Source organism: Achromobacter mucicolens, assembly GCF_902859725.1.
Classification (GTDB): Bacteria; Pseudomonadota; Gammaproteobacteria; order Burkholderiales; family Burkholderiaceae_B; genus Achromobacter; species Achromobacter mucicolens.
The window spans coordinates 64537-86842 of record NZ_CADIJP010000003.1; the positions used below are offsets into that span (position 1 = coordinate 64537).

The following is a 22306-nucleotide window of genomic DNA, read 5'->3' on the forward strand; positions in this document are numbered from 1 at the left end:
ATTGCGCTACGGCGCTCGCGCGTTCAGCTCAATGACAGTTTCACGGCGCCAGCGCGTCATCCGGCGCCGTCATTCGTCCCGCGCGCCGCACCCCGCTGGGCGGCTGGCCATAGGCACGCAGAAACGCCCGCCGCATGCGGTTGCGGTCGGCAAAGCCGGTGTCGCGCGCCACGATGTCCAGCGAATGCCGCCCGGCTTCGAGCATGGCGCGGGCCGCCTCCAGCCGCAGCAACTCCACCACCTTGGCCGGGGAATGGCCCGTCTCCTCGCGGAACACGCGGCTGAACTGCCGCGGCGACAGGCGCGCCGCCTCGGCCAGTTCGTCCACCGTCAAGGGATTGCGCAGGTGTTCCTTGGCATAGACCAGCGCCCGTTGCACCCGGTCGGAGCGCGGTTCCAGTTCCAGCAAGGCCGAAAACTGGGATTGGCCGCCCGGGCGCCGGTGATAGACGACCAGCCGCCGCGCCACGTCGCGGGCCAGCGCCGCGCCGTGGTCGTCTTCGATCAGCGCCAGGGCCAGGTCGATGGCGGCCGACATGCCGGCGGACGTCCAGATGTTGCCGTCACGCACGAAGATGCGGTCGGGGTCGACGCGCACCTCGGGGAAACGGTCTTGCAGGGTGCGCGCATGCGCCCAATGGGTGGTGGCCGTGCGGCCATTCAAGAGGCCCGCCTCGGCCAGGACAAAGGCGCCCGTGCACACGCCCGCGACCCGCCGCGCTTCGGTGCCGGCGCGCGCCACGTAGCGCGCCAGGCCAGGCGTGATTGGCCGGGGCATCAACTCGCCCGCCACGATCAGGGTGTCGGGCATGACGCCCAGGGCCACCGTCTCGATACCCGCGTTCATGGTCGAGCGGATGATGCCGCCGCCTTCCGACAGGATGGTCACGCGGTATCCGTCGCGCTCCAGCGCGATGTTGGCGAACTCGAAGGCCGCCAGCGCGGCCAGGCCCATCACCTGGAAACCGTCTTCGAGAATGAGGCCGATCTGGCGCATGTGCGTATCCGTGGCTGTAAATGACGGATATAGCCTATTGAAGCCATCGACGTACGTCAATGAGCGAATCGTTTCTGCGACGACAACCGCTCGATTCCAAGACAAGTTTCGTTTGTGCGGCTGCCGGGCTGGCCAAAGGCTAGAAGATGCTTATGTCTTAAATCGACGCTTTATTGACATTTGAGACAAAGCCGATCTACCGCATAGTGACTGCACCGCGATCTGATCCCAATGCAGACGCTCATCCACCCCACCGAGGCTCGCACATGCAACTGACCCAGAACACCATCTTCATCACCGGCGGCACCTCCGGCATCGGCCGCGCGCTGGCCGTCGCCCTTCACGACCTGGGCAACAAGGTCATCGTCGCCGGCCGCCGGCAGGCGCTGCTGGACGACATCGCCGCAGCGCATCCGGGCATCGACGGCATCGCGCTGGATATCTCCGACGCCCAGGACATCGAGCGCGTCGCCAAGACGCTGATCGCAAAATATCCGTCGCTGAACGTGCTGATCAACAACGCCGGCATCATGCCGTTCGACGACCCCTCGTCCACGATCGACGACGCCGTGTCGCAGCGGATCCTGGAAACGAACCTGCTGGGTCCGATCCGCCTCACGTCCGCGCTCATCGAGCATCTGAAGGGCCAGCCGCGCGCGACGATCATCCACAACACGTCGATCCTCGCCTACGTGCCGATCGCCTCCAACGCGGTGTATTCCGCCTCCAAGGCCGCGCTGCATTCGTACGCGCTGTCGCAACGGTTCATGCTGCGCGACACCAACGTCACGGTGCAGGAAATTGCCCCGCCGTGGGTCGACACGGACCTCATCAAGAAAAGCGGCGATCCGCGCGCCATGCCGCTGGATGCGTTCATCGCCGAGACGATGCAAGGGCTGGCGTCCGACGCGCCCGAGGTGCTGGTCGAGGCCATTCGCCCGCTCCGCGACAACCCCGGGTCGAATGAGCACGCCTTCGTGCACGCGTTCAACCAAAGCCTGGTGGACGAACCGATTCCGGTCTGACGCGGCCGGCACTCGGCGCCCGCCGTGGGCGCCGCCCCCCTCTGGAAAGATCCCATGACAACGAACTTGGATACCGCAGGCTCCGGACCGGCGGGCGCAGCCGCGGCAGCGGGCCGCGGCACGGAACTGCTGCCGGCCGGCTTCCTGGCGCTCGGCACCTTCGCCATCGGCACGGAAGGCTTCATGATTGCACCGCTGCTGCCGACAATGGCGGCGGATTTCCGTATGACTGTGCCGCAGATGGCATCGCTCATTGTGGTGTTCACGCTGACGCTGGCGGTCAGCTCGCCCATCATGACTGTCCTGACCGCACGTTGGAATCGCCGCGCGGCCTTGCAGCTCGCCATGGGATTGTTCGCTTTGGGCAACGTGCTTGCGGCCTGGTCGCCCACTTTCTGGACGCTGATGACGGCGCGGGTCGTCATGGCAGTGGCGGCTGGCTTGTATGTACCCGGCGCGAATGCGCTGGCCGGCGTAATCGTAGCGCCCGAAAGACGGGGCAAGGCGCTGGCCATCGTCAGCGCCGGCATGACGTTGGCCATTGCGCTAGGCCTGCCGCTGGGCGCGGTGGCTGGTCACTTTCTCGGTTGGCGCGCCACATTCTCCATCGTCGCGGTGATGAGCCTTGTGGCCATCGCCGGCATCGGGGTGGGCATCGCCGCCGATGCAGGAACAGGTATTGCGGTCGCAACGCTTCGGCAGCGCCTTGCAGTCGTGCGCCAAGCGTCGATACTGCGATTGCTGTCGGTCAGCCTTTTCTGGGCAATTGGAGCGTTCACGGCATACCCTTTCCTCGCACCGTACTTGGCGAGCGTGCTGGGATTTCGAGACGCCGCCATCAGCGCGACGGTATCACTCTGGGGCGTGGCGGCTGCACTCGGCGTGACAACGGGCGGTGCGCTGTCTGACAGGCTGGGGGCAAATCGCGTGGTACAGGCGTCGCTGACCATGCTGGGACTGGCATTCCTGGGATTGTCGTTGGCAACGGCGCTGCCTGCGTCCACCGCGCGAGCCCCCGTTTTGATCGCCGTATTCCTGTGGGGCTTCACAGTCTGGTCGTTCTTTCCCGCGCAGATGGCACGCCTTATCGGCGCGGGGGCCCCGGGACAGGCGCCGGTTGCCCTGGCGTTGAATACGTCGACGATGTACCTCGGCTTTTCGGTGGGCAGCGCGCTGGGCGCCGCCATCCTTGGCGCCGGCGCAATCTGGGCGATTGGACTGGTGGCCGCGATGGCGCAGGCCGTGGCGGTTGTGTTGGAAAAGCTCTGCCAGACTCAGGGGCAGGACCCAGCACCCCTCGATCCTACGCCCGCCCCGCCGCCACGTTCACGCTGATCGCGATGATGAACACGTTGAAGAAGAACGCGATGACGCCGTGCGTCATCGCCATGCGGCGGCACCGGCGGTTGACGATCTGCACGTCCGACACCTGGAAGGTCATGCCCAGCACCAGCGAGAAGTACGCGAAGTCCCAGTAGTCGGGCTCGTCCGTGCCCGGAAAATCCAGGCCCTTGTGCATGGCGTTTTCATGCCCGTAGTACCCGTGGGCATAGTGCAGCGCGAAGATCATGTTCATGTAGAGCCACGACAGCACGATGGTCACGGCCGCGGCCAGCATGTCGACCACCGCGCCCACATTGTTCTGCGCGCGCATTTCCACCCACAACGAGACCAGCACCATGCAGGACAGCGCGACGCTGCTCCAGAGGACGCCGCCGCGGCCAACGTCGTGCTGGCGGGCGTGCCGGCGCATGGCGGCGGCGCTGGTGCGTCCAAAGACCCGGACGGTCAGGACCAGGAAGATCAGCGCCCCGGCGTCAAATCCCAGCAGGATGGCCAGGCTGGGCGGCAGGCCGGCTGCGTACAGCCCGCCCGCGACCGCGAGCAGCAGGCCGGCGCACAGCATCAGCCGGCGGTGGGCATGGAAGAACGGCAGCCGGTCGGCATTCGAGGCGTTTCCGGCGCTGTCATCTTTGAGCGGCTGCATGGCGGGCTCCTGTCTGCGCCGCGGGGCCGGGGCGTGTTGCCGGTGGCGGTCCCGCGATAGGCCCCTACGCTAACCGATACCCAGCAAACCGGCCAGCGCGCCGCCGAACAGCAGCCACAGCGGGTGTATGCGCGTGCCGCTGCCCAGGATGGCGACGACGGCGGTGATCGCGCCCAGCAGCCAGGTGTGCACGGAGGCCTCTGTGATGAGCGAGGCGCTGGCGGCGACCAGCCCCACGGTCATGGGGAAGATGCCCGCCTGGATGACGCCGCGCCACGGGCGGTCCTTGAACTTTTCCCACAGGCCCAGCGCGAAAACCGTGATGAGCGACGAGGGTCCGAACTTGGCGATGGTCGTGGCCAGCAGGCCCGGCAGGCCGGCGACGTGCCAGCCGACCAGCGTGACGACCATCAGGTTGGGCCCCGGCGCGGCCTGGCCCAGCGCAAAGAGCGCGGAGAAGTCGGCGGCCGTCATCCAGCCGTGGACCTCGACGACCTGGCGCTGCATCTCGGGCAGGATGGTGTTGCCACCGCCAAAGGCCAGCACGGACAGTTCGGAAAAGATGAGGACGAGGGCAACGAGGGTATGGATCATCGGCGTTGCCTCCAGACCATCAGGATGCTGAGCGGCGTCAGCACCAGCATCGTGGGCAGAAGCGGGATGCGCAGGACGGCGATGGCGATGAAACAGGCGGTGGCGACCACACCCGCAAGCCAGTCGCGGCGCTTGACGACCGGCATGCCGATCTTGACTGCCATGGAGATCAGCAGCCCGGCCGCGGCCGCCGCCAGGCCGGCAAACAGATGCTGGATGTCGGGATCGTTCTGGAAACGGTCATAGACCATGCCCAGCATGACGACGATGATGGACGGCGCGAGGATCAGGCCCATCAGCGCGGCGAACGCGCCGCGCGGGCCGCGGAATTTCATGCCCAGGGCGACGGACAGGTTGATGATGTTGCCGCCCGGCAGGAATTGGCACAGGCCCAGCAGTTCGGTGAATTCGGCGCCGGTCAGCCAGCGGTGCTTTTCGACGACCATGCGCCGCGCCAGGGGCAAGGCGCCGCCGAAGGCGGTCAGGCCCAGCATCAGGAAACCGTGGAACAGCTGGCCGCAAGTGGGGGGAGGCCGTAGGCCGGCCTCGTCGGTGGAAAGTGCTGCGTTCGTCATTATTGTGGCCGGCGCGGAACCGGCTAAGGGAGCTGGCGCGGGCAACGCGCCAGGGATGGATCACGAGATTGCAGGCTACTCCTCGCGTCAGATAATGTCTAATATATGACTCGTCAAAAACTCATATCCACAGAATATGGCAAGCGTTGATTTGCGGCTGTTGCGGTACTTCCTGGCAGTCGCCGAGGAATCCCATCTGACCAAGGCCGCGGCCCGGCTGGGCATCCGCCAGCCGCCGCTCAGCCAGCAGATCCGTGTGCTGGAAGCGGAGCTGGGCGTGACGCTCTTTCACCGGCTGCCGCGCGGCATGGAGCTCACCGAAAGCGGGCGCGCGCTGCTCGAGGACGCGCGTAACATCATCGCCCTGGTGGACCAGGCCGTGGACGGCGTGCGGCGCGTGTCGCAGGGCGAGGCGGGCCGTTTGACGGTGGGGTTCACGGGCTCGGCGGCGTTTCATCCGTTCGTGCCGTCGGTCATCCGGCGTTTCCGCGAAAGCGCGCCGCACGTGCATCTGGTGCTTGAAGAAAGCAGCACGGGCGAGCTGCGCGAGGCAGTCGCCGAGGGGCGCATCGATGTCGCGTTCATCCGCGGCGCGCATGGCGCGGACCCGGGCGTGCAGATGGAAACCGTGCTCGAGGAAGCCATGCTGGCGGCCTTTCCGGCCGATCACCCGGCCGTCAGGGGCCGCGCGCGCAAGCGGATCTCGCTCTCGGAGCTGGCGGACGAATCGCTGATCCTGTACCGGCGTCACAGCGGGCCGGGGCTGTACGACGCCATCATCAGCGCATGCCGCGCCGAGGGCTTCAGCCCCCGCGTCACGCAGGAAGCGCCGCGCATGCTTTCCACCCTAAGTTTTGTCGCCGCGGGACTGGGCGTGTCGCTGGTGCCCGCGTCGCTGCGCCGCGTCAACATCGAAGGCGTGGTGTACGTCAGCGTCACCCATCCGGCGGCGCTGCGCGCGCCGCTGAACCTGATCTGGCGCGACGCGCCCCTGTCCGGCGCCGCCCGCAAGCTGATCGACGAGGCGCGGCGCCAGCGCGACGAACCCCGGGCGGGCGAAAGCCCCTGACGCGGGGGCCGCCTTTGGCCCGCCCTGCCCCGGCGCTACACTTGCCGCCACCGCATCCTGCAACGACCCACGGCTTTCCATGCATTCCGAATCCCCCATCGGCGTATACGACTCCGGCGTCGGCGGGCTGAGCGTCGTCCGGGCGATCCGCGACCTGCTGCCCCACGAGCCGCTGCGCTACGTGGCGGACTCCGCCCATGTGCCCTACGGGGAAAAGACCCAGGCCTTCGTCGAGCAACGCGCCTGCGCCATCGCCGACTACTTCGTGTCGCAGCGCGCCCGCGCCATGGTGGTGGCCTGCAACACCGCTACGGCCGCGGCGATCGCGCTGCTGCGCAAGCGCCATCCGGAACTCATCATCATCGGCGTCGAACCGGCCATCAAGCCCGCCGCGCACCTGACGCACACGGGCGTGGTGGGCGTCTTCGCCACGACCGGAACGCTGGCCAGCCCCAAGTTCGCCGCGCTGGTGCAACGCGAGGCGCCCGAGGTGCGCATCGTGCTGCGGCCCTGCCCACAATGGGTGCGGCTGGTCGAGCAAGGCGTGCTCTGCGGCCCAGAAGCCGCCGAGGCCGTGCGCGGACCGGTCGCCGAACTGCGCGAAGCCGGGGCGGACGTGCTGGTGCTGGGCTGCACGCACTTTCCTTTCCTGCGCGATGTTATCCAGGACGCCGCCGGCCCCGGCGTGCCGCTCTTGGAGACGGGCGCCCCGGTGGCGCGCTGGCTGCGCCACCAGCTGCATGAACGCGGCCTGCTGGTGACCCAAGGTCCGGGCGCCCTGCAGTTGCAGACCACGGGCGACGCCGACGCGCTGGCGCAGCTGGCGAGCCGTCTACTGGGTACGCCCATGCCGGCCGGCACGGTGCCCGACGCGTGGCGGGGACTGCGCCTCGCTTGATCTGCCGCAGCGCCGGGAGGGGCCGGCGGAGCGAATGTGAGATACAGTGGAACGCACGCCCCCACGGCCCGCAAGGAGACGCCATGAAACGCATCCTGATTCCCGTCGACGGTTCGGAAACTTCCCTGAAGGCGGTCAAGGCGCTGCTCGATGCGCGCCGCTACGACCCGGTCGAACGCGTGGACCTGCTCACGGTCCAGATGCCCTTGAAGGCCGGCGCGTTCGGCAGCGGCCTGTCGCAGGAAGAGATCGATGCCTATCACAAGGAGGAAGGCGAGACCGCGGTACAGGCCGCCAGCGCGCTGCTGACGCAGGCCGGCGTGCCGTTCGACGTACACATCGAGGCCGGCGCGGCAGCCGAGACCATTACGCGCGTGGCCGATGAAACCGGCGCCCATGAGATATTCATGGGCACGCGCGGCCTGGGTTCGGTGTCGGCGCTTTTCATGGGGTCGGTCGCCACGGGCGTGCTGTCCCTGACCGAACTGCCCGTCACGCTGGTCAAGTAAGGAGCCGCCATGCTGAACATCCTCGTTCCCGTCGACGGCTCCGACAACGCGGACCGCGCCGTCGAATATGCCCGCCGCCTGGCGCAGGGCGCGCAATCCGCGCGCATCCACCTCATCAACATCCAGACGCCGCCGCGCGGGCGCGCCGGGTTGTCTCGCCTGATCACGCAGGACATGATCGACGATTTCTACGCCCGCGAAGGCCGCGAAGCCACCGAAGCAGCGCGCAAGCTGCTGGACACGGCCGGCGTGGACTACGTCAGCCACGTGATCTTTGGCAACGCGCCCGCCGAAATCGCCGGCTATGCGCAGGACCACCGCTGCGCCCGCATCGTCATGGGCACGCGCGGCAACGGCAAGCTGACCAACATCCTGATCGGCTCGGTGGCCAATCAGGTGGTGCAGCTGGCGCAGGTGCCGGTCACGCTGGTGAAGTAAGCCCGCCTGGGTATGATGGGGCGACTTGCAAGCCCTGGAGTCCCCATCATGGTCAACCTGCGTTTCGCGCTGGCGGCCGCCCTGGCGCTGACGTTGCTCAGCGCCTGCGGCGAGGTCGCCAAGCTGCCCGTCGAAGCCGGCATGGGGCCCACGCCTCAGTTGCCGCCCCCCAACACCACGCTCATTCCCACCGTGAACACGGCCAAGGCCGTGGGCTGGAAGCCGGGCGCGCAGCCGCTGCCCGCGGACGGCCTGACCGTGACGGCTTTCGCCACCGGGCTGGATCATCCGCGCTGGCTGTACGTGCTGCCCAATGGCGACGTGCTGGTCGCCGAGACCAACGCGCCGCCCAAGCCCGAAGACGCGCCGGGCGGCATCAAGCAATGGGCCGCCGGCCTGGTGATGAAACGCGCGGGCGCCAAGACCGACAGCGCAAACCGCATCACGCTGCTGCGCGACGCCGATCACGACGGCGTGGCGGAAACGCGCACGACGCTGCTGGAAGGATTGAATTCGCCGTTCGGCATGGCGCTCGTCGGCAACCAGCTGTACGTAGCGAATGCCGACGCCGTCATGCGCTTTCCCTTCGAACCGGGCCAGACGCGCATCACGGCGCCGGGCGTCAAGGTCACCGACCTGCCCGCCGGCCTGAACCACCACTGGACCAAGAACCTCATCGCCAGCCCGGACGGCTCCCGGCTGTATGTGTCCGTGGGGTCCAACAGCAACGTGGGCGAGAACGGCATGGAAATCGAGGAAGGCCGCGCCGCCATCTGGGAGCTGGACGTGGCCAGCGGGCAGAAGCGGCTCTACGCCACGGGGCTGCGCAATCCGGTCGGCATGGCCTGGGCGCCGGACGGCAAGACGCTGTGGACGGCCGTCAACGAGCGCGACGAGCTGGGCAGCGACCTCGTGCCGGACTACATGACCTCGGTGCGCGACGGCGGCTTCTATGGCTGGCCGTACAGCTACTTCGGCCAGCACGTCGATACGCGCGTGCAGCCGCCGCGGCCCGATCTCGTCGCGCGGGCAATCGTGCCCGATTACGCGCTGGGCCCGCACACCGCATCGCTCGGGCTGGCGTGGTCGGGCGGGACCACCTTGCCCAAGTCCTATGCCCACGGCATGTTCGTGGGCCAGCACGGTTCGTGGAACCGCGATCCGCGCAGCGGCTACAAGGTGATCTTCGTGCCCTTCGACCAGAACCAGCCCGGCGGGCCGGCCAAGGACGTGCTCACCGGCTTTCTGGACGAGTCCGGCCAGGCGCAGGGCCGGCCGGTGGGCGTGGCGATCGACAAGCAGGGCGGCCTGCTGGTGGCGGACGATGTCGGCAATGTCGTCTGGCGCGTGGCCGCCAAACCGTAGACGCGCCCCCGCGCAGGTGCTGTGCGCAGCGCATGCCCGCCCCTACAATGGCCGCTCCCGAATTCCAGACTGGAGCGAGCATGAGCACGGAAAAAGTGGCGATCCTCACGGCGGCCGGCAGCGGCATGGGCGCGGCGGCGGCGCGCAAGCTGGCGGCGGACGGATACCGCGTGGCCATCCTGTCCTCGTCCGGCAAGGGCGCGGCGCTGGCGCAGGAACTGGGCGGCCTAGGCGTCACCGGGTCGAACCGCTCGCCCGAAGACCTGTCGCGCCTGGTGGACGCCACCCTGCAAAAGTGGGGCCGCGTGGACGCGGTGGTCAATAGCGCCGGCCACGGCCCCAAGGGTCCGCTGCTGGAACTGAGCGACGACGACTGGCACCTGGGCATGGAGTTCTACCTGCTGAACGTGGTGCGCATTACCCGCCTGGTGGCGCCGGTGATGAAACAGCAGCAATCCGGCGCCATCGTCAACATCTCCACCTACGCCACCTTCGAACCGGAAGCGCTGTTTCCGACGTCGGGCGTGTTCCGCGCCGGGCTGGCCGCCTTCACCAAGGTGTTCACGGACGAGTACGCACAGTACAACGTGCGCATGAACAACGTGCTCCCGGGCTTCATCGACAGCCTGCCCGAAAAGGAAGACCGACGCGTGCGCATCCCGATGGGCCGCTACGGCACGGCGCAAGAAGTGGCGGACCTGATCGCGTTCCTGGCGTCGAGCGCATCGTCCTACATCACCGGCCAGAACATCCGCATCGACGGCGGCATCACGCGCTCCGTGTGACGCGCGCGGGATCGCCGGCCTCATGCGTTTGGCGTAGTCCCTCGTCCGAATGACGGTATTGAAGGCCCCGGCGGGCTTTTAGTACCGTAGGTTTTCACATTCGACGAGGTGTTTGGCGCATGTCCGCTACATCGTCAGCGGCTGCGCCGCAGTCCGCCCCCCCAACTCCCGGCCAGGCCTCGCGCTTTCTGGCGCAGGCCACTTTCGGCCCCACGCCGGCCGACATCGATGCCGTCGTGCGGGTCGGTTATGCCGCCTGGCTGGACGCCCAGCTCGACATGCCGCCATCGCAGACACATTTCGACTGGCTGCTCCAGAAGAACCGCAACACCGAGGCCTTCAAGGGCAACGGCATCAATGCGCCGCTGGAATCCACGCTGTGGCGCAAGTTCATCAGCGCGCCCGATCAGGTGCGCACGCGGGTCGCGTTTTCGCTGTCGGAAATCTTCGTCGTCGGCGTGTCCGCCATCACGGCGTCGTGGCCGCTATTCGGTGCGGCCGGCTTCATGGATCTGCTGGCCAGGCACGCCCTGGGCAACTACCAGGATCTGCTGACCGCGGTGACGCAGAACCTGTCGATGGGCTGCATGCTGACCTATCGCGGCAACCGCAAGGAAGACCCCAAAACAGGCCGCCATCCCGACGAAAACTACGCGCGCGAGGTGATGCAGCTGTTCAGCATCGGCCTGCTGGTGCTGGAGCAGGACGGCACGGTCAAGCTCGTCAACGGCGCGCCCGTGGAAACCTACACCAATGCCGACGTGCAGGGGCTGGCCAAGGTCTTCACGGGCTGGGACATCAACGGCCCGGAAACGGACGTGGAGTTTCACCGCCGCCCAATGGCGCTGAACAACGCGCTGCACTCGATGTCGGAGAAGCGCTTTCTGGGCGCGGTCATCCCGCCCGGCACGGATGGCCACCTGTCGCTCAAGCGCGCCATGCAGGTCATCAGCGCCCATCCCAACGTGGGGCCCTTCATCGGCATGCAGCTCATCCAGCGCATGGTGACCAGCAATCCCAGTCCGGCGTACGTGGGCCGCGTGTCGGCCGTGTTCAATGACGACGGGAAAGGCCAGCGCGGCAACCTGAAGGCCGTGGTGCGCGCGATCCTGCTGGACCCGGAGGCGCGCCAGCCGGACCTGAGCTCGCCCTATTGGGGCAAGGTGCGCGAACCGATCCTGCGGTTTTCGGGATGGGCCCGCGCGTTCGGGGCGGATTCGACCAACGGCGAATGGGCCATGCCCGACACCACCGACAACACGATCCGGCTGGCGCAGAGCCCGATGCGGTCGCCGTCGGTGTTCAACTTCTTCCGGCCCCGCTACGTGCCGCCCGTCACCGAGCTTGCGCGCCGCCACCTGGTTGCGCCGGAGCTGCAGATCACCGACGAGACCAGCATCGCGGGCTATTTGAATTTCCTGGCCATCTACGTGGACCGCGGTTGGGAGGACCTGCAGACCGCCTACACGCCCGAGATCGCGCTGGCCAAGGACCCCGAGGCGCTGGTGGCGCGCGTGGTGCTGCTGCTGGCGGGCGACGCCTTCAGCGCGCGCACGGCGGCCGCCATCGCCAAGGCCGTGGCCACGTTGCCGCCCGACCGCCCGCGCGACCGGGTCCGCGCCGCCATCATGCTGGTGGCCGCCACCCCGGAATACCTGGTGCAGAAATGACAGACCGCCAAGGCCTCGACCGCCGCAACTTTCTCCTGCGCGCCGTGGCGCTGGGCGCAACCCGCGGCGCCGCTCCGCTGGCGCTGAACCTGGCCGCGATCGGCGCCGCCGCGGCGCAATCCGCCCCGCCCGCGTACAAGGCGCTGATCTGCGTCTTCCTGTACGGCGGCAACGATCCGTACAACACGCTGGTCCCCTACGATCCGTCGTCGTATCGCTCCTACGCCGCCGCGCGCGGCGACATCGCGCTGCCGCGCGACGCGCTGCGCGCCACCGTGTTGCGCGGCAAGGCGGACACCCAGGGCGGCATGCAGTTCGCCCTGGCCCCCGCGCTGGCCCCGCTGGCCCCGCTGTACGAACGCGGCGAGATGGCCGCGCTGTTGAACGTCGGCCCGCTGATCGTGCCCACCAGCAAGGCCGAATACATCGGCGCGCGCGTGCCGCTGCCGCCCAAGCTGTTCTCGCACAACGACCAGCAGTCGGTCTGGCAGGCGCTGGCGCCCGAAGGCGCGTCCTCGGGCTGGGCGGGCCGGCTGACCGATCTTTTCGCGGGCGCGAACGCGCACCGCACCTTCACGGGCATCACGGCGGGCGGCAGCACGGTGCTGCTGGCCGGCCGCAAGGTGGCGGGTTATCGCGTGGGCATCAACGGTTCCACCCAGATCGACCTGCTGCATCGCGACATGTATGGCTCCAGCGCCTGCACCGCCCTGCTGCGCGAACTGATCACCGAGCCGCGCGAACACCTGATGGAACGCGAGATGTCGCGCATCGCTGCCCAGTCCATCTCAGCCGACACGCGCCTGCGCGCCGCATTGGCCGACGTCGCCGTGCCCGGCGATTTTTCATCGCCGCTCGCGCAGCAGCTGCGTATCGTGGCGCGCATCATCGCGGCCCGCGACACGCTTGGCGCGCGGCGGCAGGTGTTCTTCGTTTCGCAGAACGGCTATGACAACCACACGGGCCTGTCCGATACGCACCCGGCGTTGTTGAAGGAACTGGGCCAGGCGCTGGCGGCATTCCAGAACGCCCTGTCGGCCATGGGCGTGGCCGACCAAGTCACCACCTTCACGGCATCCGAATTCGGCCGCACGCTGGGATCCAACGGCAACGGCTCGGACCACGGCTGGGGCGGGCATCACTTCGTGCTGGGCGGCGCGGTCAACGGCGGGCGCTGCTACGGCACCCACCCGGAAATCGCGCTCAACGGCCCGGGATTCGTCGACAACGGCCGCCTGCTGCCCACGACAGCGGTGGATCAGCTGGGCGCGGATTTGGGCGCTTGGTTCGGCGCCAGCCGGGACGATCTGCGGACGGTGTTTCCGAACCTGCGGCACTTCGGGCCGGAGCCGTTGGGGATGTTGACGGGGTAGGCCCTAGCGTCCCCCCCGCTTCCGATCTATAACCTCAGACACCGCGCTCCGCCATTCGGCGGCGCGCGCGTTTCCACGGTCTTTGCGCATCGCACCATGAACCTGCCTCCCGAGCTGGCGCTCCAGCCCGCCACCGAAGAAGACGTGCCGTTCCTGCTGGCCCTGCGCAAGCGCACGATGACGGCGCATCTGGAGCGTGCGGGCGTGTCGCTGGACGATGCCGGGCACCTGGCGCGCATCCAGTACCACTTCGATGACGCCCAGATCGTCTGGCTGGGCGGGCGGCCCGCGGGGCTGTTCAAGCACTACCGCGATGCCTCCGGCTGGCGCATCGTGCAGATCCAGATCGATCCGGATTTTCAGGGCCAGGGGCTGGGACGCCGGCTGGTGTCCGGCGTGCTGGACCGCGCGGACCAGGAAGGGGCGCCCGTCACGTTGAGCGTCCTGAAAGGCAATCCCGCCCGGCGGCTGTACGAGGCGCTGGGCTTTACCCCTGTCATGGAGACCGAGCTGGAGCACGAAATGCGGTATGACCCCGGCGCCGTCCGGCCGGGTGGTTGAGCCTTTTGCGGCACATTTTTTTCCGGACCGCGGAATAAAGCGGCTCCGGCCGGCGTCCGTAGAGGGCAGTCCCCCACAATCCTCCCCACCTACGAGGCACACCATGCGCAAACACACCGCCGCGGCCCTGGCTCTCGCCTGCGCCGCCCTGTTCTCGGCCGGCGCCCACGCCCAGGCCGTCAAGACCCAGGACGGCATCCTGGTCAATAGCGCCGGCATGACGCTGTACACCTTCGACAAGGACTCCGCAGGCAAGAGCGCCTGCGTCGACGCGTGCGCGAAGGCCTGGCCGCCCGCCATGGCCGCCGCCGACGCCAAGCCGATGGGCGACCTGACGGTCATCACCCGCGATGACGGCAGCAAGCAATGGGCCTTCAAGGGCAAACCGCTGTATCTCTTCGCCAAGGACACCAAGCCGGGCGACAAGACTGGCGACAACTTCAAGGAAATCTGGCACGTCGTCAAACCCTGATCCGCCACGCTTGCCCGATCAGCCCATGCGCGCCGAAGACGAAGCCCAGATACTGGCCTGCATCCCCAGCCTGCGCCGTTATGCGCGCGGGCTGACGGGCGACCCGGATCGCGCCGACGATCTGGTGCAGGACACGCTGGAGCGCGCATGGAGCCGCTATTCCCGCTGGCAGAAGCGCGGCGAGCTGCGCGCCTGGATGTTCGGCATCATGCACAACCATTTCATCGACGGCGTGCGCGCCGCGGGCCGGCGCACCGACCAGACGGCGCCGGGCGACCTGCCCGATGCGCCGGTGCGCGCCACCCAGACCGACCAGCTCGAAGTACGGGACCTGGACCGCTGCCTGCTGGCCCTGCCGGCAGAGCAGCGCGAGGTCCTCTTGCTGATCGCCGTCGAAGACCTGTCCTACCAGGAGACCGCGCGAATCCTGTCGGTGCCGATCGGCACCGTCATGTCGCGGCTCTCGCGCGCCCGCGAAAAGCTCGGCGCGCTGATGCAGGGCCGCGAACCCGCCAGACGGCTGCGGCCCGTTCCCTCCCCGCGTGAAATGCCATGACCGACAAACGCCTCCATCCGGTTCCCGCCGCGGGCACGCCCATCACGGAAGCCGACCTGCATGGCTATGCCGACGGCCAGTTGTCCGCCACGCGCCATGCGGAAGTGGCCGCATTCCTGGCCGCGCACCCGCAGGACCAGATCCGGGTGGACGAGTGGCAGGCGCAGCGCCGCGCGCTGCACGCCCTGCTGGACCCCGTGCTGGACGAACCCCTTCCCTTGCGCTTGCCGCTGCGTGCACCGGCGCGGACCTGGCCCTGGCGCGCGCTGGCGGCCAGCGTGGCCGTCGCCGTGGTCAGCGCCAGCGCGGCCTGGATGCTGCGCGGCGCCGTGGATGCGCGCCATCTGCAGACGGTGCTGGCCACCGCCAGCCCGGAGCGGGCTGCAGGCGGCTATGCCCAGCGCGCCGCCATCGCCCACGCGGTGTATGCGCCCGACATGGGCCGGCCCGTTGAAGTCAGCGGCGAAAACGAGAAGGCGCTGGTGACGTGGCTGACCAAGCGCATGGGCGCGCCGATGCGTGCGCCGTCGCTATCGAAAACGGGTTATGAACTCATCGGCGGACGGCTGCTGCCGGGCGGCGCTGGTCCGGTGGCGCAGTTCATGTATGGCGCGGCCGATGGCCAGCGCCTGACGCTGTACGTCACGCGCGAAGCCGCCGGCGGACAGACCGCCTTCCAGTTCACGCAGGAAGGTCCCGTGCGGGTGTTCTATTGGGTCGAGGGCGAGTTCGGCTACGCGCTCTCCGGCGCCGTCAGCCGCGAAGAACTGCAGCGCGTGTCGCAAGAGGTCTACCGCCAGCTGCAGGGCTAGACGCACCCCGCTGCGGGCGGCAGGCTGCCAGCTGTCGCTCAGCCCGCGCTGGCGCGCGCCTCGTGCAGCATGTGCAGCGTGATCTTGCGCACCTCGGCCTTGCTCATGTCGATGTGGGACCGCAGCATGCGCGCGGCTTCCTCCGCCCGGCGCGCCAGGATCGCCCGCAGGATGGCCGCGTGTTCGTCGTAGGTGGCGTCCACGCGGAAGTCCTTGGTGAAGTCCAGCCGCCTGACGATGCGGATTTTCTCCGTGACGTCGCGGTGGATCTGCGCCATCTCCGGATTGCCTGCCGCGGCCACCAGCGAGCAATGGAAGGCTTCATCCAGCTGCGCCACCAGCCGGCCGTCCAGGATGCGCTGCGGCGGCGGCACCAGCCAGACGTCCGTCAGCGCGCCCAGAATGCCGGCCGGATCCATGTGCTCGCGGGCGCACAGCTTTTCCACCGCCGCCTGCTCCAGCACCACGCGCACGTCGTACAGCGCCTCGAAGCGTTCGAAGTCGAACGGCCGCACCTGCCAGCCGCTGCGCGGCCGGGCCAGCACGAAGCCTTCGCGTTCCAGCCGCGCCAGGCCCAGCCGCACGGGCGTGCGGCTCACGCCCAGGCGCGCCACCAGGTCGGCCTCGGTGAAGCGTTCGCCGGGCAGCATCCGAAAGCCGAACAGGTCGTCCTTGATGCGCTGGTAGACCTGATCGGCCAGCGAGCCGGCAAGCGCCGGCGCGGTGCGGAGGGCCGGGCCGGCCTGGACGGCTTCCAGCCGCATCATCCGGTCACGACGCACGTGGCGTCTTCGGTGATCACGACCAGCGGATCGCCCGCGTTGACGGGCTTGCCGGGCACGCAGCGGATGGCGGACACCGTGCCCGACGCCGGCGCGATGACGGACAGCTCCATCTTCATAGCTTCGACCACCACCAGCGTGTCGCCGGCCGACACGCTCTGCCCCACCTGGACCGGAATCTTCCAGATGTTGCCGCACATGTCAGCGCTGACCAGCCGCTCGCCTTCGCGCAGCACGGTCTCGGCCTCGGGTTCGGCGGCAGGCGGTTCGGCCGCCACGTCCTCGGTCTTCCAGAGCGCCACTTCGGCATCGAACGCCGTCTTCTGGCGCGCCTGGAAGGCGGCAATGCTGTCCGCCTGCTCGGCCAGAAAGCGCCGATGCGCGGCGAAGTCGAACACTTCCTCCTCGATGCGGACGGTGGCGCGGCCTTCGCGGAAGTCCTCGCGCAGCACATCCAGCTCCGCCTCGGTGACGGGATAGAAACGCACCTGGTCGAAAAACTGCAGCAGCCAAGGCTTGCCGTCCTGGAACACCGGGTTCTTCAGGAACTTGTTCCAGATGGGCAGCGTGCGGCCCACGAGCTGATAGCCCCCGGGCGAGTCCATGCCGTAGATGCACATGTACACCCCGCCGATGCCCACCGTGCCTTCGGCGGTGAAGGTGCGCGCGGGGTTGTACTTGGACGTCAGCAGGCGGTGACGCGGGTCGATGGGCACCGCGCACGGCGCGCCCAGATACACGTCGCCCAGGCCCATGATGAGATAGCTGGCGTCAAAGACGATGCGGCGCACCTCGTCGCGCGCGTCCAGCCCGTTGATGCGCTGGATGAAGTCGACGTTGTTCGGCAGCCAGGGCGCGCTGGCGCGCACCGTTTCCTGGTAGCGCTGCACCGCGCCCAGCGTGGCGGAATCCTCGAACGCCATCGGCAGGTACACGACGCGCGTGGGCACCTTGAGCGTGGCCACGTCGGCCAGCCCTTGTTCGATCTCCAGCAGCTTCGCGATCAGTGCGCCCTGCAGGATGACGCGGCTGTCGTAACGGATCTGCAGCGAGCGCACGCCGGGCGACAGCTCCAGCACGCCTTCAACCGGATCCGCATTGAGCGCCTCCATCAGCAGGTGGATGCGCATGCGCAGCGCCAGGTCCAGCACGTTGTCGCCGTACTCCAGCAGCAGATAGCCGTCGCCGGCCTGCCGGTACGAGACCGACGGGCGCGCCCCGTCGGCGGGCAGCGCGGCGATGATGGTCTCCGAGACCGTTGCCGGCACGGGCGCGGGCTCGGTCGCGGCGGGCGCCGCGGGCGCCAGTTCGGCGATGCGGCGGTCCTGCGCGGCTTCCAGCGCCACGGCCTGCGGGTAATCGATGCGCACGAAGCGAATGCGGTCGCCGGGCTTGACCTGCCCCACCTTCCATAGCTCGGCACGCGCGATGGTGACGGGACACACGAAGCCGCCCAGGCTGGGGCCGTCGCGCGTCAGGATGACGGGACTGTCGCCGGTGAAATTGATGCTGCCGATTGCGTATTCGCAATCATGGATGTTGGACGGATGCAGGCCGGCCTCGCCGCCGTTTTCCCGCGCCCACGTGGGCTTGGGACCGATCAGCCGCACGCCCAGGCGATTGGAGTTGTAGTGCACCTCCCAGTCGGCCGCAAAGAAGGCGTCGATGGCGTCGGGCTGAAAGAAATCCGGCGCGCCATGCGGGCCGTACAGCACACCGATCTCCCAGGTGTTGCCGTATTCGGGGATCAGCGCGGCGGGCGCGGCCTGCGGCAGTGTCTCGGGCGGCGCGGCCGTGGCGCCCGCCAGTTCGGGACGCACGACGGGCAGCATGTCGCCCACGCGCAGCGTGCGGCCGGCATGGCCGCCAAACTGGCCCAGGGCAAAGGTGGACCGGCTGCCCAGGTACACCGGCACGTCCAGCCCGTTGCGCACCGCCAGGTAGCTGCGGCAGCCGGACAGCGCGCGGCCGGTGGCCAGCACCTGCCCGGAACTGACGAAGATGGGCTGCCACATCGGCACCGGCTCGCCATCCAGCGTGGCCGCGCACGACGCGCCCGTCAGCGCCACGACGGCATCGCCGTGAAAGCGCAGCGTCGGGCCGATCAGCGTGGTCTCGATGCCGGCCGCGTCCGGCGCGTTGCCGACGATGCGGTTGGCCACGCGAAACGCGTAGTCGTCCATCGGACCGGAGGGCGGCACGCCAATGTCCCAGTAGCCCGCGCGGCCGGGATAGTCCTGCACGCTGGTGTAGGTCCCCGCCTCCAGGACCTCGATGGCTGCGGGGCGGTACGCAAAGCCTTCCAGAAACCGCGTGGACAGCTGGCCGGCGCGAAAGCGCGCATCGGCCACGATCTGGCGCAGGTAATCCAGGTTGGTCGCAATGCCGTGCAGGCGCGTGCGCGCCAGCGCGTCGGCCAGCTTGTCCAGCGCAGCCTCGCGCGTGTCCGCATGCACGATCAGCTTGGCCAGCATCGGGTCGTAGAACGCGGGCACGTCGGTGCCGGTCTCGACCCAGCCATCGACGCGCACGCCGTCCGGGAACGACACGTCGGTCAGCACGCCGGGCGATGGCTGGAACTGGCGCAGCGGATCCTCGGCATACAGGCGCACTTCGATCGACGCGCCTTGCGGGGCGCGCGACATGGCGGCGTAATCCAGCGGCTCGCCCGCGGCAACGCGCAGCATGCACTCCACCAGGTCCAGGCCGGTCACGGCCTCGGTCACCGGGTGCTCGACCTGCAGCCGCGTGTTGACCTCCAGAAAGTAGAAGCTGTCGCGCGCCGGATCGTAGATGAACTCCACCGTGCCCGCGGAGCGGTAGTTCACGGATTCGCCCAGCTTGACGGCGGCATCCAGCAGCGCGGCGCGCGTGGCGGCCGGCAGCAACGGCGCCGGGGTTTCCTCGATGACCTTCTGGTTGCGGCGCTGCACCGAGCAGTCGCGTTCGCCCAGCGCCAGCACGCGGCCCGCGCCGTCGCCAAAGATCTGCACTTCGACGTGCCGCGCGTTGTCCACATAGCGTTCGATGAACGCGCCGCCGTCGCGAAAGAAGTGCTCGCCCATGCGCTGAACGCTGTCGAACGCGACGGTCAGTTCGGCCTCGTTCTCGCAGCGCGAAAGTCCAATGCCGCCGCCGCCCGCCGTGCTTTTCAGCATGACCGGATAGCCGATGCGTTCAGCCTGCGACAGCGCCTCGCCCAGGCTGGACAAGAGTCCGGTGCCCGGCGTCATCGGCACACCCGCCTCAGCCGCCAGTTCGCGCGAGCGGTGCTTCAAGCCGAATTCGCGAATCTGCAGCGGCGTGGGGCCGACAAAGGCAATGCCGGCGGCCTCGCAGGCTTCGGCGAAGTCGGCGCTCTCGGACAGAAAGCCGTAGCCGGGGTAGATCGCCTGCGCGCCGTGCGCGCGCGCCGCCTCCAGCAACAGGTCCATGCGCAGGTAGCTGTCGGCGGCCTTCTCGCCGCCCAGCGCCACGGCCACGTCGGCCTCGCGCACGTGCGCGGCATTGCGGTCCGGATCGGAATAGACGGCCACGCTGCGGATGCCCAGCCGCTTGAGGGTGCGGATGGCGCGAACGGCGATCTCGCCGCGGTTTGCAATCAGAACGGTATCGAACACGATGCGACTCCCTGGGGTGAGGCGGGGTTATCGGGTGGCGGCGTTCAGGCTGGCCAGATAGGCACGCCAGCCGCCGAATTCGGTGATGTCCCGCGCCCCTTCCAGGCCGCGCGGTTCGCAGATGAAGCCCTTGACCAAGCGTCCGTCGGCCAGCTCCAGCGTGCCGATGCCCAGCGGCGCGGGAATCTCGGCCACGAACGCTCCAAACGCCGTCACGGGCACGTCCCACAGCTCGACTTCGATGGCGGCGCCGCTGTCCATCTTCACCAGCCCCGGCTTGGGCGGCGTGGTGTTGGCCAGCGCGAAGAGCCGGTAGTCGCCGGCCGTCGCGGTCTTCTCCACGAACACTGCGTGGCGCGAGGTGAGCTGATGATTCAGCGGCATGCCGGTCAGGTGGGCGCCCACCACCGCGACGCGCACGCTGTCCGCGGACGGCGCGCCATCGGCGGCCAGCGCGGGCAGCGGCGCACCTGTCGCGCCCAGCGGCAGTCCGCGGCGCGCCTGCCATTGCCTGCCGAACTGCGCCAGCGCGCGGTCCTGCCACGCCATCCCGATCAGCGTGATGCCCGAGGGCAGGCCATCGGCGCGCATGCCGACGGGCACCGCCAGCGCGGACAGGTCGGCCAGGTTGGCGAAGTTGGTGTAGACGCCCAGGCGGGAATTGAGCGTGACGGGGTCCGCTTCCAGCTGGGCGATCGTGTAGATGGACGGCGAGGTCGGCACGACCAGCGCGTCAAAGCCTTCGAGCGCGCGGTGAATCTGGCGGGTCAGCTCGGCGCGGCGGTACTCGGCCTTGAACGCGTCCAGCGCGCTGTAGTTCGCGGCCTGCTCGACGATGCCGCGCACGACCGGATTGATGGCGTCGGGGTTCTCGTTCCACAACGCCTGGACCGCGGCAAAGCGCTCGGCCACCCACGGTCCCTGATACAGCAATGCCGCCAGTTCGCTGAACGGCGCGAAGTCGATGGCTTCGACCTGGGCGCCATCGGCGCGCAGCGCGCGCACGGCGTCCTCAAACACGGCGGCGGCTTGCGTGTCGCCAAAGAATTCCAGCGACGCCGGCACGGCCAGCCGCGGCGCCTTGGGCCACGGGCGCGCCGCGCCCGCCGGCACGCTGCGCGAATAGGGATCGGCGTCGTCATACCCGCCCGCCACCTGCGCGACCTTGTCGGCATCGTCCACGGTCAGCGCGAAGATCGACACGCAGTCCAGCGTGCGGCACGCCGGCACCACGCCCGCGGTGCTGAGCCAGCCCTTGGTGGGCTTGAGGCCGACGATATTGTTGAAGCCCGCCGGCACGCGACCGGAGCCCGCGGTATCGGTGCCCAGCGAGAACGCCGCGATGCCGCGCGCAACCACCGACGCTGAGCCCGAACTGGAGCCGCCGCTTACGTAGTCGGGATTGAACGTGTTGGCCACGGCGCCATGCGGCGAGCGCGTGCCCACCAGGCCGGTCGCAAACTGGTCCAGATTGGTCTTGCCGATAAGGATGGCGCCGGCCGCGCGCAGACGGCGCACGACGGTCGCGTCTTCCTGCGGCGTGTAGGCAAACGCGGGACACGCCGCGGTGGTGGGCCAGCCCGCCGCATCGATGTTGTCCTTGATGGCAAAAGGCACGCCATACAGCGGCAGGCGCGAGATGTCGCCGCCCGCCGCGGCCAGCAAGAGACGCAGGCCGTCGAGTTGTTCATCGAGCTGGACGCGGTCCACGCGCCGGATCCAGGCGTTGTCCTTGTCTGCGTGATCGCCGGGCTCGGCGGCGTAGCCGGCCAACAGCGCCTCGGGCTGCGCCCCGCCGCGATAGGCGGCCTGCCATTGCGCGATGGTCCAACCGGCGGGTTGCTTCTGCGTTGCTGCGGCATTCATGCTGGAATCCTTTCTTGTATACAAGTACGGATTCCCAAGCAATCTGCGTGCCATGTTGGCGGCGCGCGGCGCTTTCCCTCTGACGCGCGCCCAGACCGCACGCAAGCCGCCGGCGCCGGTCCCCGCATCGGCCCGTTCGCCGCACCGGGATCGGGCGCATCGCGCACCGCTTTTGTGCAGACGGCACCGTTCTGATCGCACGCGCGCCACGCCCCGGCCGCCACGCGCCTTGGCGTAAACCCACCCCCTTCATACAGCAGCGGGACGCGTTGCCAGCACTTGGCACACGTTTTGCTTTTGACTCCTGTGCGACTGCTTTTTCTGAACGTTCTCGCCGGCCCGGCCGGCCTAT

The 22306-nt window shown here is 68.6% G+C and carries 21 protein-coding genes; 14 read left to right on the top strand and 7 right to left on the bottom strand.

Annotated elements, in window-relative coordinates:
• Positions 1-40: 40 nt before the first annotated feature.
• The gene (locus HV786_RS03905; protein ID WP_175210040.1) at positions 41-997 is read right to left on the bottom strand and encodes a GlxA family transcriptional regulator; all 957 of its coding nucleotides are present in this window, start codon (positions 995-997) and stop codon (positions 41-43) included.
• 266 nt (positions 998-1263) lie between these two features.
• On the opposite strand from HV786_RS03905, the gene HV786_RS03910 reads away from it, so the two are divergent.
• Entirely contained in the window at positions 1264-2022 is a 759-nt protein-coding gene (locus tag HV786_RS03910; protein WP_128827277.1) for an SDR family oxidoreductase, read from the top strand.
• A 24-nt stretch (positions 2023-2046) separates the two neighbouring features.
• The gene (locus tag HV786_RS03915) at positions 2047-3357 is read left to right on the top strand and encodes an MFS transporter (protein ID WP_254599437.1); all 1311 of its coding nucleotides are present in this window, start codon (positions 2047-2049) and stop codon (positions 3355-3357) included.
• Here HV786_RS03915 and HV786_RS03920 read toward each other — a convergent pair.
• The 3 genes from HV786_RS03920 to HV786_RS03930 all read right to left on the bottom strand — a co-directional run bounded on the left by HV786_RS03920 (position 3326) and on the right by HV786_RS03930 (position 5178).
• Positions 3326-4009 carry a DUF1345 domain-containing protein gene (locus HV786_RS03920; RefSeq protein ID WP_128827275.1) on the bottom strand — a complete coding sequence of 228 codons (684 nt, stop codon included), beginning with the start codon at positions 4007-4009 and terminating at the stop codon, positions 3326-3328. The genes HV786_RS03915 and HV786_RS03920 overlap by 32 nt on opposite strands.
• Positions 4010-4078: 69 nt before the next feature.
• Entirely contained in the window at positions 4079-4603 is a 525-nt protein-coding gene (locus HV786_RS03925) for a chromate transporter (protein ID WP_056326514.1), read from the bottom strand.
• On the bottom strand, positions 4600-5178 hold the full coding sequence (locus tag HV786_RS03930; protein WP_056326511.1) for a chromate transporter: 579 nt from the start codon (positions 5176-5178) through the stop codon (positions 4600-4602). The genes HV786_RS03925 and HV786_RS03930 overlap by 4 nt, the downstream gene beginning before the upstream one ends.
• A gap of 136 nt (positions 5179-5314) precedes the next feature.
• Between HV786_RS03930 and HV786_RS03935 the strand changes: the two genes are divergently transcribed.
• The 12 genes from HV786_RS03935 (at position 5315) to HV786_RS03990 (ending at position 15686) form a co-directional block, all read left to right on the top strand.
• Entirely contained in the window at positions 5315-6247 is a 933-nt protein-coding gene (locus HV786_RS03935) for a LysR family transcriptional regulator (protein WP_175210042.1), read from the top strand.
• A 79-nt stretch (positions 6248-6326) separates the two neighbouring features.
• On the top strand, positions 6327-7145 hold the full coding sequence (murI, locus tag HV786_RS03940; protein ID WP_175210044.1) for a glutamate racemase: 819 nt from the start codon (positions 6327-6329) through the stop codon (positions 7143-7145).
• A gap of 83 nt (positions 7146-7228) precedes the next feature.
• Complete coding sequence (locus HV786_RS03945; RefSeq protein WP_158216647.1) at positions 7229-7654, top strand: universal stress protein; 426 nt, start codon at positions 7229-7231, stop codon at positions 7652-7654.
• Between the two features lie 9 nt (positions 7655-7663).
• Entirely contained in the window at positions 7664-8092 is a 429-nt protein-coding gene (locus tag HV786_RS03950; protein ID WP_128827274.1) for a universal stress protein, read from the top strand.
• Positions 8093-8140: 48 nt separating this feature from the next.
• Positions 8141-9457, top strand: a complete 1317-nt coding sequence (locus tag HV786_RS03955; RefSeq protein WP_128827273.1) for a PQQ-dependent sugar dehydrogenase — start codon at positions 8141-8143, stop codon at positions 9455-9457.
• Positions 9458-9537: 80 nt separating this feature from the next.
• The gene (locus tag HV786_RS03960) at positions 9538-10242 is read left to right on the top strand and encodes an SDR family oxidoreductase (RefSeq protein ID WP_062838720.1); all 705 of its coding nucleotides are present in this window, start codon (positions 9538-9540) and stop codon (positions 10240-10242) included.
• Between the two features lie 119 nt (positions 10243-10361).
• The gene (locus HV786_RS03965; RefSeq protein WP_175210046.1) at positions 10362-11912 is read left to right on the top strand and encodes a DUF1800 domain-containing protein; all 1551 of its coding nucleotides are present in this window, start codon (positions 10362-10364) and stop codon (positions 11910-11912) included.
• Entirely contained in the window at positions 11909-13285 is a 1377-nt protein-coding gene (locus HV786_RS03970) for a DUF1501 domain-containing protein (protein ID WP_175210048.1), read from the top strand. The genes HV786_RS03965 and HV786_RS03970 overlap by 4 nt, the downstream gene beginning before the upstream one ends.
• Before the next feature lie 96 nt (positions 13286-13381).
• The gene (locus HV786_RS03975; protein WP_128828988.1) at positions 13382-13846 is read left to right on the top strand and encodes a GNAT family N-acetyltransferase; all 465 of its coding nucleotides are present in this window, start codon (positions 13382-13384) and stop codon (positions 13844-13846) included.
• Between the two features lie 103 nt (positions 13847-13949).
• Positions 13950-14318 (top strand): COG4315 family predicted lipoprotein, encoded by a 369-nt coding sequence (locus HV786_RS03980; protein WP_062838716.1) that lies wholly within the window; start codon positions 13950-13952, stop codon positions 14316-14318.
• 25 nt (positions 14319-14343) lie between these two features.
• Positions 14344-14874, top strand: coding sequence for an RNA polymerase sigma factor (locus HV786_RS03985; protein WP_128828987.1), 531 nt, complete (start codon positions 14344-14346; stop codon positions 14872-14874).
• Positions 14871-15686 (top strand): anti-sigma factor family protein, encoded by an 816-nt coding sequence (locus HV786_RS03990; protein ID WP_175210050.1) that lies wholly within the window; start codon positions 14871-14873, stop codon positions 15684-15686. Before HV786_RS03985 ends, HV786_RS03990 begins: the two co-directional genes overlap by 4 nt.
• 38 nt (positions 15687-15724) lie before the next feature.
• Here HV786_RS03990 and HV786_RS03995 read toward each other — a convergent pair whose 3' ends face one another.
• The 3 genes from HV786_RS03995 to atzF are packed head-to-tail and all read right to left on the bottom strand — an operon-like array spanning position 15725 to position 21954.
• Positions 15725-16453, bottom strand: coding sequence for a GntR family transcriptional regulator (locus HV786_RS03995; RefSeq protein WP_128827470.1), 729 nt, complete (start codon positions 16451-16453; stop codon positions 15725-15727).
• Entirely contained in the window at positions 16450-20088 is a 3639-nt protein-coding gene (gene uca / locus HV786_RS04000) for an urea carboxylase (protein ID WP_175210052.1), read from the bottom strand. Before uca ends, HV786_RS03995 begins: the two co-directional genes overlap by 4 nt.
• Before the next feature lie 27 nt (positions 20089-20115).
• Positions 20116-21954, bottom strand: a complete 1839-nt coding sequence (gene atzF / locus HV786_RS04005) for an allophanate hydrolase (protein WP_175210054.1) — start codon at positions 21952-21954, stop codon at positions 20116-20118.
• Between the last annotated feature and the right edge of the window lie 352 nt (positions 21955-22306).